General features: G+C 66.2%; 16 protein-coding genes. 11 read left to right on the top strand and 5 right to left on the bottom strand.

Features of this window, described 5'->3' with window-relative positions; genetic code table 11:
* Positions 1–120: 120 nt before the first annotated feature.
* A complete protein-coding gene (locus ACLMAL_RS23390) occupies positions 121–1,578 on the bottom strand; it encodes an MFS transporter (RefSeq protein ID WP_412001027.1) in 1,458 nt (485 codons plus the stop codon).
* Between the two features lie 53 nt (positions 1,579–1,631).
* Between ACLMAL_RS23390 and ACLMAL_RS23385 the strand changes: the two genes are divergently transcribed.
* Positions 1,632–2,339: a TetR/AcrR family transcriptional regulator C-terminal domain-containing protein gene (locus ACLMAL_RS23385; protein ID WP_412001026.1), complete on the top strand. Its 708-nt coding sequence runs from the start codon at positions 1,632–1,634 to the stop codon at positions 2,337–2,339.
* A gap of 7 nt (positions 2,340–2,346) precedes the next feature.
* Here the strand turns inward: ACLMAL_RS23385 and ACLMAL_RS23380 are convergent, their stop codons facing one another.
* Together ACLMAL_RS23380 and ACLMAL_RS23375 are read right to left on the bottom strand one after the other, a co-directional pair.
* Positions 2,347–3,483 carry a serine hydrolase domain-containing protein gene (locus ACLMAL_RS23380; RefSeq protein ID WP_412001025.1) on the bottom strand — a complete coding sequence of 379 codons (1,137 nt, stop codon included), beginning with the start codon at positions 3,481–3,483 and terminating at the stop codon, positions 2,347–2,349.
* 144 nt (positions 3,484–3,627) lie between these two features.
* Positions 3,628–4,086 (bottom strand): SRPBCC family protein, encoded by a 459-nt coding sequence (locus ACLMAL_RS23375; RefSeq protein WP_328410124.1) that lies wholly within the window; start codon positions 4,084–4,086, stop codon positions 3,628–3,630.
* 339 nt (positions 4,087–4,425) lie between these two features.
* Here ACLMAL_RS23375 and ACLMAL_RS23370 point away from each other — a divergent pair, with 339 nt between their 5' ends.
* Entirely contained in the window at positions 4,426–4,842 is a 417-nt protein-coding gene (locus ACLMAL_RS23370) for a nuclear transport factor 2 family protein (RefSeq protein WP_412001024.1), read from the top strand.
* Between the two features lie 69 nt (positions 4,843–4,911).
* Here ACLMAL_RS23370 and ACLMAL_RS23365 read toward each other — a convergent pair whose 3' ends face one another.
* Positions 4,912–5,148 (bottom strand): hypothetical protein, encoded by a 237-nt coding sequence (locus ACLMAL_RS23365; RefSeq protein ID WP_412001023.1) that lies wholly within the window; start codon positions 5,146–5,148, stop codon positions 4,912–4,914.
* A gap of 172 nt (positions 5,149–5,320) precedes the next feature.
* Between ACLMAL_RS23365 and ACLMAL_RS23360 the strand changes: the two genes are divergently transcribed.
* The 9 genes from ACLMAL_RS23360 (at position 5,321) to ACLMAL_RS23320 (ending at position 14,951) form a co-directional block, all read left to right on the top strand.
* Complete coding sequence (locus ACLMAL_RS23360) at positions 5,321–6,415, top strand: LLM class flavin-dependent oxidoreductase (RefSeq protein WP_412001022.1); 1,095 nt, start codon at positions 5,321–5,323, stop codon at positions 6,413–6,415.
* Complete coding sequence (locus ACLMAL_RS23355; RefSeq protein WP_328410116.1) at positions 6,412–7,023, top strand: FMN reductase; 612 nt, start codon at positions 6,412–6,414, stop codon at positions 7,021–7,023. Before ACLMAL_RS23360 ends, ACLMAL_RS23355 begins: the two co-directional genes overlap by 4 nt.
* Positions 7,024–7,115: 92 nt before the next feature.
* A complete protein-coding gene (locus ACLMAL_RS23350) occupies positions 7,116–7,664 on the top strand; it encodes a YceI family protein (protein WP_412001021.1) in 549 nt (182 codons plus the stop codon).
* 122 nt (positions 7,665–7,786) lie between these two features.
* Positions 7,787–7,921: a hypothetical protein gene (locus ACLMAL_RS23345; protein WP_412001020.1), complete on the top strand. Its 135-nt coding sequence runs from the start codon at positions 7,787–7,789 to the stop codon at positions 7,919–7,921.
* Between the two features lie 86 nt (positions 7,922–8,007).
* Positions 8,008–9,741, top strand: coding sequence for an LCP family protein (locus ACLMAL_RS23340; RefSeq protein ID WP_412001019.1), 1,734 nt, complete (start codon positions 8,008–8,010; stop codon positions 9,739–9,741).
* A 118-nt stretch (positions 9,742–9,859) separates the two neighbouring features.
* Positions 9,860–11,077, top strand: coding sequence for a L,D-transpeptidase (locus tag ACLMAL_RS23335; RefSeq protein WP_412001018.1), 1,218 nt, complete (start codon positions 9,860–9,862; stop codon positions 11,075–11,077).
* A gap of 37 nt (positions 11,078–11,114) precedes the next feature.
* Positions 11,115–11,726: a nucleoside deaminase gene (locus ACLMAL_RS23330; RefSeq protein WP_412001017.1), complete on the top strand. Its 612-nt coding sequence runs from the start codon at positions 11,115–11,117 to the stop codon at positions 11,724–11,726.
* Positions 11,727–11,901: 175 nt separating this feature from the next.
* Positions 11,902–13,326: a WGR domain-containing protein gene (locus ACLMAL_RS23325; protein WP_412001016.1), complete on the top strand. Its 1,425-nt coding sequence runs from the start codon at positions 11,902–11,904 to the stop codon at positions 13,324–13,326.
* 137 nt (positions 13,327–13,463) lie between these two features.
* Positions 13,464–14,951, top strand: a complete 1,488-nt coding sequence (locus tag ACLMAL_RS23320) for a mannitol dehydrogenase family protein (protein ID WP_412001015.1) — start codon at positions 13,464–13,466, stop codon at positions 14,949–14,951.
* Here ACLMAL_RS23320 and ACLMAL_RS23315 read toward each other — a convergent pair.
* A complete protein-coding gene (locus tag ACLMAL_RS23315; RefSeq protein WP_412001014.1) occupies positions 14,936–15,982 on the bottom strand; it encodes a helix-turn-helix domain-containing protein in 1,047 nt (348 codons plus the stop codon). The two genes, ACLMAL_RS23320 and ACLMAL_RS23315, sit on opposite strands and share 16 nt — an antisense overlap.
* Between the last annotated feature and the right edge of the window lie 68 nt (positions 15,983–16,050).

The raw sequence follows: 16,050 nt of genomic DNA, 5'->3' as shown, positions 1-16,050 counted from the left end.
GAGCATAGCCGAGCGGTCCGCGAGATGCGACTGGCTATTCCCAGAGAACCCTGTGACGGCGGAGCGATTCGCGGTGTCGGCCAGTGCCATTCGTCGAACGGCACCGGCCGGGGCACCGCCCTACCCGACGGCAGCCGCCTCCGTTTCCTTCGCCGGCTCGGCCGGGCGCGCCCGCAGCAGCACCAGCCCGAGTAGCGCGGCAGCGATGCTGAAGCCCGCGCTGATCCAGGCACCGGTGGACATGGCGGTCGTGAAGGCCGTCTTCGCCGGCTCGATGTAGCCGAGTTGGAAAGCCGCGCCGATGGATTCGCGTGCCGCATCAGGGGCATCCGCAGGCATGTTCGAGGTGAACACCCCCGCGAGCACGCTGCCCAGAATCGCGATGCTGATCGCCATGCCGACCTGCTGCAGGGTGTCGTTCATGGCCGAGCCGACGCCGGCGTGCTCGAGTGGGATGGCGCTCATTATTGCGGCGTAGGCGGCGGGACCGGCAAGGCCGCCGCCGATGCCCATCACCAGCATGCTTCCCAGCACCGCGAAGTATCCGGTGCCGAGCGCCAGAATGCCGAAGGCCACGCCCATCACGAGCAGGCCGGCCACGATGAGTGTCTTATTGCTCAGCTTCTGCCCCAGAGTCGCGCCGAGACCGTTGAACACCGCGGCGGCCACGGCGTACGGCAGCAGCGCGAGACCGGCCTTCATCGGCCCGTAGCCGAGCACGAACTGCAGATACTGCGTGAGCATCAGCATGATCGCGCCCATACCGAACACCATGAGCAGCAGGGTGAGCGCCGTGCCGGTGAAGTCACGCTTGCGGAAAACCGCCAGCGGCAGCATCGGGTGTGCAGATCGGCTCTCCCAGACCGCGAACGCGATGAACGCCGCGATCGCCAGCACGATCATCCCGATGTTCCACTCACGCTCGATGATCACGTAGACCGTGGCGCCGAGCGCGGTGATGGACAGCACCACGCCGAGCAGATCGACCGGACGCTGCTCCCCCGTCGATTCCGGCATCAGCACGATCGCGGCGACGATCGCCGCCGCTGCGACCGGAATATTGAGCAGGAACACCGAGCCCCACCAATAGTGTTGCAGCAGAAAGCCACCCAGCGTCGGCCCGAGCACGATGCCGACCATCGAGACGGTAGACCAGGCGGCCATCGCCTTGCGCCGCTCATCTTCGGCGAAGGTGGTCATCAGGATCGACAGCGTCGATGGCATCAGCAGCGAGCCACCGATGCCCATAGCGGCCCGCGCGGCGACGACCTGCCACGGTTCGGTGGCCAGCACGGCGAACAGGGATGCCGCGCCGAACACCGCAAGGCCGACGATCAGCATTCGACGCCTGCCGAACCGGTCCGACAGGCTGCCCGCGGTGAGCAGCAAACCCGCGAAGACGAGGACGTAGGCGTCCAGGATCCACTGCACGTCCGAGGGCGAGGCGCCGAGCTCACGAATGAGTGACGGGATAGCGATATTGAGCACGGTGCCGTCGATCATCAGCACCAGCAAGGACAGACAGAGGACCCCGAGAATCCACCAACGGCGAGGGTCTCGTACGACGTTCGATTCCACTCGCACACCGTACGATAGAATCGAACAATGTGCGAGCGAATTATGCTGGCCCGATGACCAAGCAGTTCACCTCGGTGTGGACCCGCGAGCCCCGCCAACCCAAAACGGCGGGTCTGCGCCGCGACCAGATCGTCGCTGCCGCAGTCGAACTCCTGGACGCCGAGGGGAGGGAGGCGCTGAGCATGCGCAAGCTCGGCGCCAAACTCGGCGCGGGCGCGACCAGCCTCTACTGGCATGTCGCGAACAAGAACGAACTACTGGAACTGGCCCTCGACGAAATCTGGGGCCTGGTGGACACCCCGGAGCCCGACGAAACCTCGTGGCGCGAAGTGGTGACGACCTTCGCCTACAGCTTGCGCGTCACCATGCTCGCCCACCCGTGGGTGGCATCCATGGCGGTCCAGATGCCGAGCATCGGCCCGAACTCGTTCCGCCTCGGCGACCGCCTGCGCCGCACCTTCCTCTGCGCGGGTTTCACCGGCGTGGATGTCCACCTCGCGACCAGCACGGTGATGAGTTTTGTTCTCGGCCAGATCATTCCGGCGATCACGGCGGACAAAGCATTCGACGGCGACCTGAGCCCGGAGAACGTGATGGAGGTGATGGAGCAGATCGGCCACGACTACCCCGAGATGATGGCGGACTACCGCACGACCGTCCCGACCGACCCGGAGGTCGCCCGCGCCATGGCCTTCGACTTCGGCTTGCTGTGCGTCATGGACGGCCTCGAAGCGCGGCTGCGCGCCGCGCCGAAATCCTGATACGCCGCTACCCGCAGAGCGCGGCATCGACGAGGGCGTTCATGGCGCCCAGGTATACGCCCATGACCAAGAAACCAGTGAGCTCGTTCGTGCTGACGGTCACCGCGCGGTCGGTGGTCGCTGCGCCGAACACGAGGAAGCCGTTCATGGCGCCACCGTGGCCCCAGGTCTCCATACCACAGCTGTTGATGCGACGGAACAGGCCCAGACCCGCCTCGCGGGGCCGGGCCGGCTCGTTGGCGGGGATGGTGTGCATCATCTCGGTCTGCACTTCAGGTGGCAGCAGCCGCCCGGACACCAAGGCCATGAAGAATCGGTTCAGATCCGCACCGGTGGACACCAGTGCGCCATCGGAAAGGCCCCAGCCCGGGTCGATGTCGGTGATGTCGACGCGGGTGCCACCAAAGTTGTGATACCCGCGCGGATGCGGTTGCCGAATCACGTTCTCCACCGGGAACAATGGCCAGTAAGTATGACCCAGCCCCAGCGGCACCAGGATTCTGCGGGTGATCTCGACGCTGACCGAGGACCCGGTGACCCGCTCGATCAGCTCCCCTGCCAACAGATAATTGGTGTTGGAGTAGCCGAAGGCCGAGCCGGGGGTGAACTCGGCCGGATGGTCGAGGCCGAGCCGGATCAGCTCGTCCGCCGGCCGCGACCGCCGCAATGCGTCAGCGGAACCGAGGTCGAGGTAGGCGAGATAGTTGGGAATACCACTGGTGTGCTGCAAGAGATTTCGAACGGTGATCACACGGCCGTCGCCACCTGGCCCGTAGACCCGACCCGGGAGATACCGCTCCAGCGCAGCGTCGAGTTCCACTCGATGTTCGGCCACCAATTGCAGCACCACCGTCGCGACGAAAGCCTTGGTATTGCTGGCTATCCGCACCTGAGCGTTATCCGGGAAAGCCGCGCCGGTCGCCACATCTCCCACACCGCTATTGATCTGGATGTCGGTTCCGTGCTCGGTGAGCACCAGTTGCGCACCGGGCACCAAGGTGTCCTTGACCAGCTCATCCAGACCGACCTGCAACACCTGGGCCCGCATCGAGAATGCCGGATCGGCACTCGACGCCGATGCCAGGGCCAATGGCGAAACCAGCACTGCCACAGCCGAAACCGCCGTCATCGCAAACCGTCTCATCGGGCCTCATCCGATTCGGCCCGTGCCCGTCCCGCGGATAGGCGATCATTCGTGGCTGGAGTTCGAGTACTGCGTGAGGCAATATCCGGACGGGTCCCGTTCGGTTCGAACCGACGCCGTACTGCAACCACCGACAATGCGGCCTCACTTCTGCTCGACGAACTCCTTGATACGGCTCAGCGTTTTCCGCATTCCATCACGATTGGTCTTCCCGCGCGCCCGACCGGCCACCAGCCAGTACAGCCGCAGCCCGACGATGTCGGCGAGCCGGAACGACTCGGTGACATCGGTGCCGCCATCGACCGTCTCGAACCGGTAGCTCCAGGTGTTGAGCGCCGCCCCGCCGGGACCGAGCACGGTGAAGGTGAACTCCCGGCCCGGCTCGCAGGCGTCGATCCGGCAGACCGTCCAATACTTCAGGCCCCAGCCATTGCGGTTGACGTGGCCACGGAACTTGACGCCGACGGCAGGTGCGGTCGCGCCACCGAGCCACTCGGCGCCGAAGGTCTCCGGACTGAACCGGCCGGTATTGGTGATGTCGCTGACCAATTCCCAGATCTCTTCGGCAGGCGCAGCCATCCGAATCGTCACGCTATCGTGCATATTCGAACGCTATCACCGAGCGTGCGCACCAGGACCGGGCAGTAACGCGACGGTCGATGACGGTCAGCGCGAACTCCGGCCGGCGGATGTTCTCCCGCCGCATGCGCCCATTGCAAGCCCACGGCCATCGAGGCACGGATCGTGTCGGTGTTTTCCGCGTCGAGGGGTTGGACCTGCACTATCCGCTCGTCGCGGATCACGGTCGGTTTCGGTGCGCCGACTGCGAAGGCGTGCAACGCTGCGCGCCCGGCCGGGGTGATCGAATGCAGTCGCTCGGTGGGGCAGCACCCGCTAGCGTTCGATGCGGATACTCGACACATTGACTATGAGAGGTGGGTCATGCACCCGTTCCGGAAAGCCGTCGAAGCCGGCGACGCGGCCGCCATCGAGGCACTGCTGGCCGACAACGTCGTCTTCACCAGCCCGGTGGCGTTCAAGCCGTACCCGGGCCGGGCCATCACCGCCGCCATCATCCGTGGCGTGATGCGAGTCTTCGAAGACTTCCGCTACATTCGCGAGATCACCGACACCAACGGGCTCGACCACGCCTTGGTCTTCGAGGCGAAGGTCGACGGCAAACAGCTCACCGGCTGCGATTTCATCCACCTCGATGCCGACGGCAAGATCGATGACCTCATGGTCATGGTCCGCCCGCTGTCGGCGGCCAATGCGCTCGCCGCCGCTATGGGCGCACAGTTCGACCGGATCCAACGCGAGGCCACCGAGCAGATCGAGCGAGAAGCCGCCGGCGCATAGGCACCGATGTGCGCCCGCTCGTCGATTCCCACTGCGGACGCACACCGCCCCGACCCTGGGCCGCGACGATTACGCGTCCCGCCTCCGCAGCTCGACGCCGGCGGCAATGAGCCGCTTGGCATGCTTCTTGTGTACCGCCTGCCTGGTGACCCCGAGTGCCTCGGCAACCTGCGGCCAGCTCCACCCCTCCCGCATCGCCTGTTCGACGGCAGCGTCTTCGACCTGATCGGCCATACGACGCAGGGCCGCAACCGACGCAAGCGCATCGGCCGGGCTCTGGGTACCGGGAGGACCGACATCAGGCACGCAAGCAACCCTAGTTGACTATATTCATTCCAGTCAACCAGGGTTGCTTATCGACGACATCTCGAGTGACGTGAGCCACGTTCCCGCTCGACGGAATAGCAGGCCCGCCGTTCATGTTCCATTGGTTGCCACATCCACCAACTGGATGTAAGACTTGGATTGAGGAGGTGTCGTGCAGTTCGGAATCTTCACGGTCGGGGACGTGACCACCGATCCGACCACCGGTCGTACGCCGACCGAGCACGAGCGCATCAAGGCGATGGTGACGATCGCACGCAAGGCCGAAGAGGTCGGCCTCGACGTGTTCGCCACCGGTGAGCACCACAACCCGCCGTTCGTGCCGTCGTCGCCGACCACCATGCTCGGCTACGTCGCCGCACAGACAGAGCGGCTGCAACTGTCCACCTCTACGACGCTGATCACCACCAACGATCCGGTGAAGATCGCCGAGGACTTCGCCATGTTGCAGCACCTGGCCGACGGCCGGGTCGACCTGATGCTCGGGCGCGGCAACACCGGGCCGGTCTACCCCTGGTTCGGCAAGGACATTCGCGACGGCATCCCCCTTGCCATCGAGAATTACCATCTGCTGCACCGGCTTTGGCGCGAGGACGTGGTCGACTGGGAGGGTAAATTCCGCACGCCGCTGCAGTCGTTCACCTCGACGCCCCGCCCGCTCGACGGCGTGCCGCCGTTCGTGTGGCACGGGTCGATCCGCAGCCCCGAAATCGCCGAGCAGGCTGCCTATTACGGCGACGGGTTCTTCGCCAACAACATCTTCTGGCCGAAGGAACACTTCCAGCGGCTGATCGAGCTGTACCGGCGGCGCTACGAACACTACGGCCACGGCTCCGCCGACCAGGCGATCGTCGGCCTCGGCGGACAGGTGTTCATGCGCAAGAACTCTCAGGACGCGGTGCGCGAATTCCGTCCGTACTTCGACAATGCGCCGGTGTACGGCCACGGCCCGGCGCTGGAGGACTTCACCGAGCAGACACCGCTGACCGTGGGCAGCCCGCAGGAGGTCATCGACAAGACGCTGAGCTTCCGCGACTCTTTCGGCGACTATCAGCGCCAACTCTTCTTGATGGACCACGCGGGCCTGCCGTTGAAAACGGTGCTGGAACAACTGGATCTACTCGGCGAAGAGGTGGTCCCGGTGCTGCGCAAGGAATTCGACGCGCTGCGCCCGGAGCATGTGCCCTCGGCACCGACCCACGCTGCTCTCGTCGCTGCCCGAAGCGTGGAAGTGGAGGTCGCGCAGTGACTCGCATCGCCGTCATCTCGGCCGGGCTGGCGCAACCGTCCTCGACGCGGCTGCTTGCCGATCGTCTCGCAGCGGCGGCCGATCGGGCGCTGACAGCGTCCGGTCGGGCCGTGCAGTTCGATGTCATCGAATTACGGGACCACGCCCTCGATTTGGCCAATAACCTGGTGACCGGGTTCCCGGCGGCCGGTCTCCGGGAGACGATCGGCACGGTTGTGGACGCGGACGGCATCATCGCCGTGACACCGATCTTCAATGCCTCCTACAGCGGCCTGTTCAAGACCTTCTTCGACGTGCTGGAGCCGGATTCGCTCACCGGAATGCCGGTGCTCATCGGCGCGACCGGCGGCACCGCCCGCCACTCGCTCGCACTCGAGCACGCCGTGCGGCCGATGTTCACCTATCTGCGCTCGGTCGTAGTGCCGACCTCGGTGTACGCGGCCTCCGAGGACTGGGCGTCCGCGGACGCAGACGGACTCAGCGCCCGAATCGACCGTGCAGCAGTGGAATTCGCTGATGCACTGGCCACAGCTCGCCATGACCGCCCGTCCGATCCCTATGACGAGCCGGTGCCGTTCGCGCAATTGCTCGGAGGCACCGCGAGCTGACCACCGGTGCAACGGCGCACCGCCCCCAGCACCACCGCTGGACACCTGTTCACACCGCAGTAATTGAAGAATCAACTATATTAGGAGACAGCATGACGACCAACACCGCCAACGCCCTGACCGCAGGCACCTGGGCGATCGACTCCGCCCACTCCACCCTCGGCTTCTCGGTTCGCCACCTCATGGTGAGCAAGGTGCGCGGCCGCTTCGCCGACTTCTCCGGCAAGCTGGTCATCAATGAGGACGGCACCGCGCAAGCCGACGCCGAGATCCGCGTCGACTCGGTGACCACCGACAACGAGCAGCGCGACGGCCACCTGCGCACCGCGGACTTCTTCCACGCCGCGGACTTCCCCGTCGCGACGTTCTCCTCGACCGGATTCCGTGTCAACGGCAACGGCTTCGTGGTGGACGGCAACTTCACCATCCGCGGCGTCACCAAGCCGGTCTCCCTGGACGTCGAGTTCCTCGGCGTCAACCCGGGTATGGGCGACGGCCCGGTCGCAGGCTTCGAGGCCAAGACCGTGATCAACCGCCGGGACTTCGGCATCACCATCGACATGCCGCTCCCCGACGGCGGCGCCGTGATCGGCGACAAGATCACCCTCACCCTCGAGATCGAGGTCGGCCTGCAGGGCTGATCAATCCTCTCGAAGCCGAATCCGCTGCAACGGCTTCCGATCGGCGCCGAGCCCCACTCGTGGAGCCCGGCGCCGATCGGCGTTGCTACCGACCACGCCAGGTGTTTCGGCCCCAGCCGAATGTGGGTGCGCGCACCGTCGGCCGTTCCTACGCCTTACAGAATGCCGCCGAGGCGTTCGGGCACGGCGACGAGGTGACGACACTCGGCGCGGCCTTGCTCGACGGTGATTTCGGCAGCGGCGTACGCACCGCATAAGGCCGTCGCTCGCGCAGTGTCCGATTCTTGCCACGATCGCAGGACCGGGTGACACTGGATCGATCGAGTGTGGCAACCATCCACGGATGGTCAGCCACCGGCTCGTGCGCAGTGTCGAACGAGTCGAGACGAAAGTTGAGGCGGCGACGAATGACCCGGCCACGAAGGCTGCCGCAATGATGGACGACGACACTGTTCCCGGCGCCGAGGTCGACGGCCGATGGCCGCAGCGCCCGCCGCGCTCCCGGCACCGGCAGGCGGCGCACCGGCGTGCGGCACAGTCCCCGAGATGGCGGCACGCGGCCGAACCCGCGCCACGGGCTCGTCGAGCCACCGAACCCCCACGACGTGGTCGCCGCGCAGCGCAGCTCGCGACCCGAGCGGTCGCCTGCGCCGCCGCGCTCGCTGTCCTGTCCGGCACCGGATTCGCCTGGTCCGCCAAGACCGATTTCGAGCACGGCTTCACCCGCACCGAGGCCATCCCCGAAGATGCACCGCATTCGCTCGGTGGCGACATGAATATCCTGCTGATCGGCCTGGACACTCGAAAAGACCTGAACGGCAACGACCTACCCAAGGCAATCCTCGACCAGTTGCACGCGGGCGACGGCGACAACGGTGGATACAACGCGAATTCGCTGATTCTGCTGCACATTCCGGCAGATATGAAGAAGATCGTCGCCTTCTCCATCCCGCGCGACGACTACGTCGCGGTGTCGGGCATTCCCGGCTACGACCACGCCAAAATCAAGGAGGCCTACGGCCTGAAAAAGGCCGCCGCCCAGGCAAAGCTGATCAACAACGGCGAAAAGGACCAGGTCACGCTGGAGCGGCAGGGCCGCGAGGCGGGCCGCGCGTCCATTGTGCAGACCGTCCGCAACCTCGTCGGCGTGCCCATCGACCGGTTCGCCGAAATATCGCTCGCCGGTTTCTACGACTTGGCGACCGCGCTCGGCGGTGTCGATGTCTGTCTGAATCACGCGGTCGACGACAGCTACTACTCCGGCGCGTCCTTTCCCGCGGGCCCGCAGCACTTGAACGGCTCCGACGCACTCGCCTTCGTTCGCCAGCGGCACGGCCTGGAAAACGGCGATCTCGACCGCACCCATCGTCAGCAGGCCTTTCTCACCTCGGTCGCCAAGTCGATGAGGGACACCGGCACCCTGACCAACCTCGGCAAGCTGTCGGAGCTGATGGAGGTCGCCCATCGCGACGTGGTGCTGTCGGGCGGCTGGGACCTGCTCGATTTCGCCCGCGACCTCGGGTCCGCGGGCTCGATGTCGGTCGAGTTCCGCACCCTGCCGGTGCTGCGCTACGACAATGTCGACGGCCAGGACGTCAACGTTGTCGATCCGGTCGCCATCAAGAAAGAAGTGCGGGCCGCCTTCGGCTTCGACGCAGCGCAGCCGACCCCGGCCCGCGTCCCGACAAGCACCGTCGACGTCCACAATGCGGGCGGCCGAACCGGTCAGGCCGCCAAGCTCTCCGCCGCACTCGCCACGCGCGGCTACCGGCCGGGCGCGGTGGGCAACGGCACCTACGCCGACGGTTCTGCATCCACCGTCAGCTACGGGCCCGGCGCCGAGGCCGATGCCACCCAGCTGGCCGAAACCCTCGGACTGACCGCGACGGCCTCGCCGGCCACCGCGACCGACCACATCACGGTCGTCATCGGCAGTGATTTCTCGATGCCCACCGAGCTGACCCCGGCCTCGGCCACAGCCTCGGCCGCGCCGACCATCGCACCGGATCTGCCCGTCCCCGACTCGGGCAGGCCGGTCGCGACCCAGATCGGCAGCACGGTGCCCTGTGTGAACTAAGTCATCGTTCAGGGCGGTTGTCGACGGCAAAGGCAGCCCTCAGCGGCCGGTAAACTACGGATGGGGACAGTAACCAGAGCTGCGCCGCTGGGAATGTACGGCGATATATAGGAGATCCATGTCGAGTCGCCGCTTCCGATCGAGTGTTGCCGCGGGTGTTGTGTTGGTGACGGCTCTGGTCGTTGCCGCGTGTTCTTCGTCTGCGCCGCAGGCGACAGGACCCGCCGAGCAGGCACCCGCCGGGATCTCCATCAGTCCGGGGGACGGGGCGAGCAAGGTCGACCCACTCGGCCCGGTCCGGGTGAGCGCGGGCGACGGTCAGTTGACCTCGGTGACCATGACGAACGAGCAGGGCAAAACTGTCGAGGGGATCCTGACCCCGGACAAGACCGCCTGGAAGCCCGCCGAGCCGCTCGGCTACGGCCACACCTACACTGTCACCGCCGAGGCGCTCACGATCACCGGCCGCACGGGTCCGACCACAGCGACCTTCTCCACGCTGACCCCGAACAACCAGACCAAGGCGTATCTGAACACCACCGCCGGCACCCCGTTGACAGACGGCGGCACCTTCGGCGTCGGCACCGTCATCGTCGCGCACTTCGACGAGGACATCCCCGATCGGGCCGCCGCGGAGAAACGGCTGGTGGTGACGACCACCCCCGTCGTCGAAGGCTCGTGGTACTGGGTCGACAACCGCAATGTGCACTGGCGCCCGCAGCAGTATTACGCGCCGGGTACCAAGGTGACCGTCGCGGCGAACATCTTCGGCGCCGAACTCGGCAAGGGCCTGTTCGGCCAGGAGGACAGCAAAACCTCCTTCACCATCGGACCCTCCCATGTGTCGATCGCCGACGACAACACCAAGCAGGTCCAGGTCTTCGAAAACGGCAATCTGATCCGTACCATGCCGACCTCGATGGGCATGGGCGGCAGCGAGGTCGTCGGCGGCAAGACGATCACGTTCTGGACCCAGCCCGGCGTGTACACGGTCATGAACAAGGCCAACCCGGTGATCATGGACTCCTCCACCTTCGGGCTGCCGGTCAACTCGCGGCTGGGCTACAAAGAGTCCATCAACTGGGCGACCCGGATCAGCACCGACGGCATCTACCTGCACGAGCTGGCGTCCAGTGTGTGGGCCCAGGGCAACACCAACACTTCGCACGGCTGCCTCAACCTCAGCCCCGCGAACGCGCAGTGGTTCTTCAACTTCGCGGCGCCCGGCGACATCGTCGAGGTCCGCAATACCGGCGGTGCGCCGCTCGAGGTCTGGCAGAACGGCGACTGGGGCCTGCCGTGGGACCAGTGGCAGCAGGGCAGCGCACTGCACTGAGCTCGTCGGCCGCAGCTTCGAGCGGAAGGGCACTGACTTGGACATCTCGACCATGCCGCGCTCCTACGGCGTCACCGTGCCGGACTGGGTCTTCGACGAGCTGCGCGCGACGCCCGACACGCTGAGCACCGACGAGGAACGAATGTCGTTGGTGCACAAGCTCGCCGCACGTAACCCGGCCGAAGGCTCCGGCGGCCCGTTCGCTGCACTCGTCGTCGACACCGATACCGGCGAAGTCGTCTCGGCAGGCGTCAATCTCGTTCTTGCCAGCGGTCTTTCGGCGGCGCACGCCGAGGTCGTCGCACTGTCGCTCGCTCAGACCCGGATCGGGGGCTGGGATCTCGGTGCGGCGGGCGCTGCGAACCGTGAGCTCGTCGTCAACTGGCGGCCGTGCGCCCAGTGTTATGGCGCCGCCCTGTGGTCGGGAGTGAAACGCCTGGTTATTGCCGGTGCAGGACCGGAGCTGGAGCAGCTGACCGGCTTCGACGAGGGCCCGATGCGCGAGGACTGGGCCGAGCAGTTCCACGGCCGCGGTATCGAGGTGGTCTCCGATGTGTTACGCGAGCAGGCACTCGAGGTTTTCGCCGCCTACGGCCGGATGGCTGCCGAGCAGGGGCTCACCGTCTACAACGCGCGCGGCACCCGCTAGCCGAAGCCCGCTCGATCGCTCCTGCACCCGCCCCATACAACGCCGGGTACGTCATTGCCACCTACCCCGGGCCGCACGCCGTTGACGAGTCGGCCGCAGTGGTCACACGGGAATGTCGGTGCCCCTTGCTAACTTTCGAGATGTTCTGATCTCACGAAAAAAGCGGGGCTATGCGATGACCACCGGGGGCACTACCTATCTCGAACTGTCCGAAGACGGCGGTTCGGCACACAAGTTCTACGAAGTCGCCGTGGCGGGCACCGAGGTGACCATTCGGTACGGGCGCATCGGCGACCAGGGGCAAATACAGGTGAGTTCCTTTGCCACCGCGGAGAAAGCGGCCGCCGCCGCCGCGAAGAAGGTCGGCGCGAAGGTGCGGCGAGGCTATGCGCCCGCGGTGATGGGTGCGCGAACCAAGCGCCCGGTCACCCGGCGCGCGATCGTCAGCCAGCGCTCCACCGCAAAGTCGGCGCCGGTGCTGTGGACCTTCGACTCGGGCGCGGCCGCGTTCGGCATCTTCGTCGACGAGCACCGCTGCTGGGTCGGCAACGAGCACGGCGACGTGTTCACCTTGACACCTGCCGGCGACGTAACCGGTCGCTTCCGTCTGCCCGATGCCGTGAAATGCATTGTGGCGGATGATTTCTGGATCTATGCCGGATGCGACGACGGCAGGGTGTACGACCTTTCCGGCAAGGTGCCGCGCGCCGCATACGACATCGCCGCCGATGTCGACATCTACTGGCTCGACATCCACGACGGCATCCTCGGCGTCTCCGATCGAGACGGCGGCATCACCGTGATCGACCACGAAGAGGAGTCGCTCTGGACTCGGCGTAGCACCGGGAACTCGGGCTGGATGGTGCGCATCGACCGGGACGGCGTCTATCACGGCCATTCCGACGGCGTCACCAAATATGGTCTCACCACCGGAAACCACCAGTGGCATGTCCGCACCGGCGGCCCGGTCCTGTTCGGCTGGCAGGAGACCGACGCGGTCTACGCGGGCACCAGCACCCGCCAGGTGCGGATGGTGGCGAAGAACGGCCGATCCGAGCGCTCCTACCAGTGCGATGCCGCCGTATTCTCCTGCGCCACTTCGCCGGACGGCCGCTACGTCTTCGCCGGTGACAACTACTCCTCGGTCTACTGCTTCGATTCCAGCGGTCAGCGCCTGTGGAAACTGGCCACCGGCTGCGGTTCGGCATACTCCATGCAGTACCACGACGACAAGCTGTACCTGGTCACCACGAACGGAACGCTGGCCTGCCTCGACGTCAGCGAGGCGGCCATCCACAATGCGGAGCAGGGCGTCCTGCCCGAGACGCTGTCGGTCAAAGCGCCGGAGATCTCCGCCGTAACTCCGAGCAGGACCGTCGAAGTGGCCGTGGACGCGGGCTCCGGCATCGTCGTGGAGTGCGTCGAGGACGGCGGCAATCTGCGGGTGCATGTCGTGTCTCCCGGCTACCAACCCGCCTGGAACGTCCAGTTCCCCCGCGATATTCGCGAAGCGGGCGTTCGCTACGTCGTCGATGCCGTCGCCGAGTCGGCACGCGGCGGTTTCTACCGGGTCCGTGGCGATATCCGGCGATTGAGCTGACACCGGTGGCGAACCAGGCGTGCCGGATGCGCCCGCCACACCTGGTTCGCCCGGCGAGTTGCGCAGTCCGAGCTCGGTAGCAGACCGGCCGCTATCATCCATTGTGTGACGCAGACGACATCGGATCGGTTCCGGTAATGACCGGGCTCAACTCGCAGACTCTGTCCGATCTCGGCGCTGCGATATCGACACTCACTTATGAACGCACCGAAATACGCACCGGCATAGTGCATTTCGGTGTCGGCGGCTTTCATCGGGCCCACCAGGCGCGATATCTCGACCTGCTCCTCGAATCGGGTACCGCCCGGGAGTGGGGAATCTGCGGGGTCGGCGTGCTCGCCAAGGATCGCCGGATGAGCGAGGTGATGGCCGAGCAGGACTGCCTGTACACCCTGTGCGTCACCGAACCCGACGGCGCTTGGACGCCGCGGGTCGTCGGCTCGATTGTCGAGTACCTCTTCGCCCCGGACGATCCCGAAGCGGTCGTCGAGAAGCTCGCCGACCCGGCCACCCGCATCGTCTCGCTGACCATCACCGAGGGTGGATACAACATCTCCGCGACCACCGGCGCGTTCGATGCGGCGAATCCTGCCGTCCGCGCCGATCTCGCGCCGGGAGCCGTCCCGGCGACGGTGTTCGGCCTTGTCACCGAGGCACTTTCGCGGCGCATGGCACGTGGCACGGCGCCGTTCACGATCATGTCGTGCGACAACATTCAGGGTAACGGCCATGTTGCTCGAAACTGCTTCACCGCCTTCGCCCGCCTACGTGATCCGGCACTGGCGGACTGGCTGGACCGCGAAGGCGCGTTTCCGAATTCGATGGTCGATCGGATCACCCCGGCGACAACCGCTGCCATGAGGGCCGAGCTCACCGACCGTTTCGGCATCGAAGACGGGTGGCCGGTGGTGACCGAGCCGTTCCTCCAATGGGTGCTCGAAGACGAGTTCACGCTGGGCCGCCCCGATTTCGGCAGGGTCGGCGTGCAGCTGGTCGAAGACGTCGCGCCCTACGAATTGATGAAGCTGCGGATGTTGAACGCCAGCCATCAGGCGCTGTGCTATCTCGGGCATCTGGCCGGATATCGACTGGTGCACGAGGTAGTTCAGGACGAAGCGTTCCGGCGGTTCCTGCTCAGATATATGGACGAGGAAGCCCGACCGACGTTGCTTCCCGTCCCCGGTATCGACCTCGACACCTACCGGGACACTCTCATCGAACGGTTCTCCAATGCCGCGATCGGCGACACTGTGGCCCGGCTGTGCGCGGAGTCTTCCGACCGGATACCGAAGTGGCTGCTGCCGGTGCTGCGCAGCCAGTTGGCCACCGACGGCGCAATAGCTTGCGCCGCAACAGTAGTAGCGGGGTGGGCACGCTACTGCGAAGGAGTCGACGAGGGCGGTGCACCGATCGATGTCGTGGATCCGCTGCGCGATCGCCTGATGGCGCTTGCCCGCCGCCAGCGCGACGATCCGACCGTATTCCTCTCCGACCGATCGGTGTTCGGCAACCTGATCGACGAGCCCCGCTTCGTCGCCGCCTACCGCGCGGCATTGGCGAGCCTGCACACCCGCGGCGCACGCGCCACCGTCGTCGAACTGCTGCGCGATCAGCGGACACCCTGACAAGCAGCTGCCGTCCGCTCCGGGCCGAAATGCCGGCTGTGGTCGCGTATGGCCCGAGCGCACTCGGCGTCGACGCCTCCGAATTCCCGCAGATCGGCCGGCGTCGGGAACAGGCGTCCGAGCCCGAACTGTCTCAGCCCGGCGACCGGTGCGCCGTACTCTGTGACGATTTCACCGAGGACGGCCGGAGCCGCTGCCGCGCCGACGTGGTCGGCCACGATGGCGCGGACACCGGCCTCGAACGGATCCCACGCGCGTCCATCGAGGAAACGCCGCACCTGGTCCACCTGGTGGATGAGTCCTTCGATACGCGGTAGGTGGGCGATCAGCAGCGCATCGGCAGGCCCGGCCGCGCTGATCTCGATCACTCCCGGATCGCCGTCGACGCGCACAGTACGCCGGTAGACCGTCTTCGTGGCGTTCTCGACGCCGCGGATCGCGTGGCAAGCCAGCTGAGAAAGCCGTCGACCGAGGTCGACGGGTGCGGGCAACGGCACACGGAGGGCGAGTCCACCGTCGGCAACAAGCCGATCCGCACGGCGTCGGCGGCGGCGCAGTTCGAGCGGCGCGGCGCGGAAGGTCGCGGTCATGACTCGATTGAACTGGCGGAGACTGCCGAAACCGGCGGCGAAGGCGATATCGATGGCCGACAGGTCGGTGTCGTCCAGCAGTCGCCTGGCGAAATGTGCCCGCCGGGAGCGCGCGAGCTGATCGGGTGTTGCGCCGACCTGTTCGTGGAACATCCGACGCAGATGCCGCTGCGACACCGCGAGCCGGGCGGCGAGCGCTGCCTCGCTGCCCACATCCAGCGCACCCTCGGCAATGAGATCGATGGCGCGGCACACCAATTCGGAGGTCTGCGCAGGTCCGGCCGCGGCCCGATACGGCCTACAGCGGTGGCAGGCACGAAAGCCCGCCGCTTCCGCTCCGGCCTGCGAGGGAAAGGGCACGACGTTCGACGGCAGCGGACGTCCCGGACACGGCGGCAGGCAGTAGATCCCCGTCGTGACGACGGCCTGGAACGCTCCCACATCCGAAGTCTGCACGCAGCCCGGCCCACCGACCAGACATATTCGGACACGCCTGCCACCGTGTCCGA

Origin of the sequence: Nocardia sp. CWNU-33 (assembly GCF_046764895.1) — a bacterium.
Classification (GTDB): Bacteria; Actinomycetota; Actinomycetes; order Mycobacteriales; family Mycobacteriaceae; genus Nocardia.
Note: the sequence above shows the minus strand (reverse complement) of the source record. Positions and strands in the feature narration are given on the sequence as shown.

What these genes read in the sequence shown, in the direction of transcription:
- ACLMAL_RS23380 (WP_412001025.1), bottom strand. Translation starts at nt 3,483, where the DNA reads ATGAGACGGTTTGCGATGACGGCGGTTTCGGCTGTGGCAGTGCTGGTT.
- ACLMAL_RS23350 (WP_412001021.1), top strand. Translation starts at nt 7,116, where the DNA reads ATGACGACCAACACCGCCAACGCCCTGACCGCAGGCACCTGGGCGATC.
- ACLMAL_RS23385 (WP_412001026.1), top strand. Translation starts at nt 1,632, where the DNA reads ATGACCAAGCAGTTCACCTCGGTGTGGACCCGCGAGCCCCGCCAACCC.
- ACLMAL_RS23320 (WP_412001015.1), top strand. Translation starts at nt 13,464, where the DNA reads ATGACCGGGCTCAACTCGCAGACTCTGTCCGATCTCGGCGCTGCGATA.
- ACLMAL_RS23335 (WP_412001018.1), top strand. Translation starts at nt 9,860, where the DNA reads ATGTCGAGTCGCCGCTTCCGATCGAGTGTTGCCGCGGGTGTTGTGTTG.
- ACLMAL_RS23375 (WP_328410124.1), bottom strand. Translation starts at nt 4,086, where the DNA reads ATGCACGATAGCGTGACGATTCGGATGGCTGCGCCTGCCGAAGAGATC.
- ACLMAL_RS23370 (WP_412001024.1), top strand. Translation starts at nt 4,426, where the DNA reads ATGCACCCGTTCCGGAAAGCCGTCGAAGCCGGCGACGCGGCCGCCATC.
- ACLMAL_RS23325 (WP_412001016.1), top strand. Translation starts at nt 11,902, where the DNA reads ATGACCACCGGGGGCACTACCTATCTCGAACTGTCCGAAGACGGCGGT.
- ACLMAL_RS23340 (WP_412001019.1), top strand. Translation starts at nt 8,008, where the DNA reads ATGGTCAGCCACCGGCTCGTGCGCAGTGTCGAACGAGTCGAGACGAAA.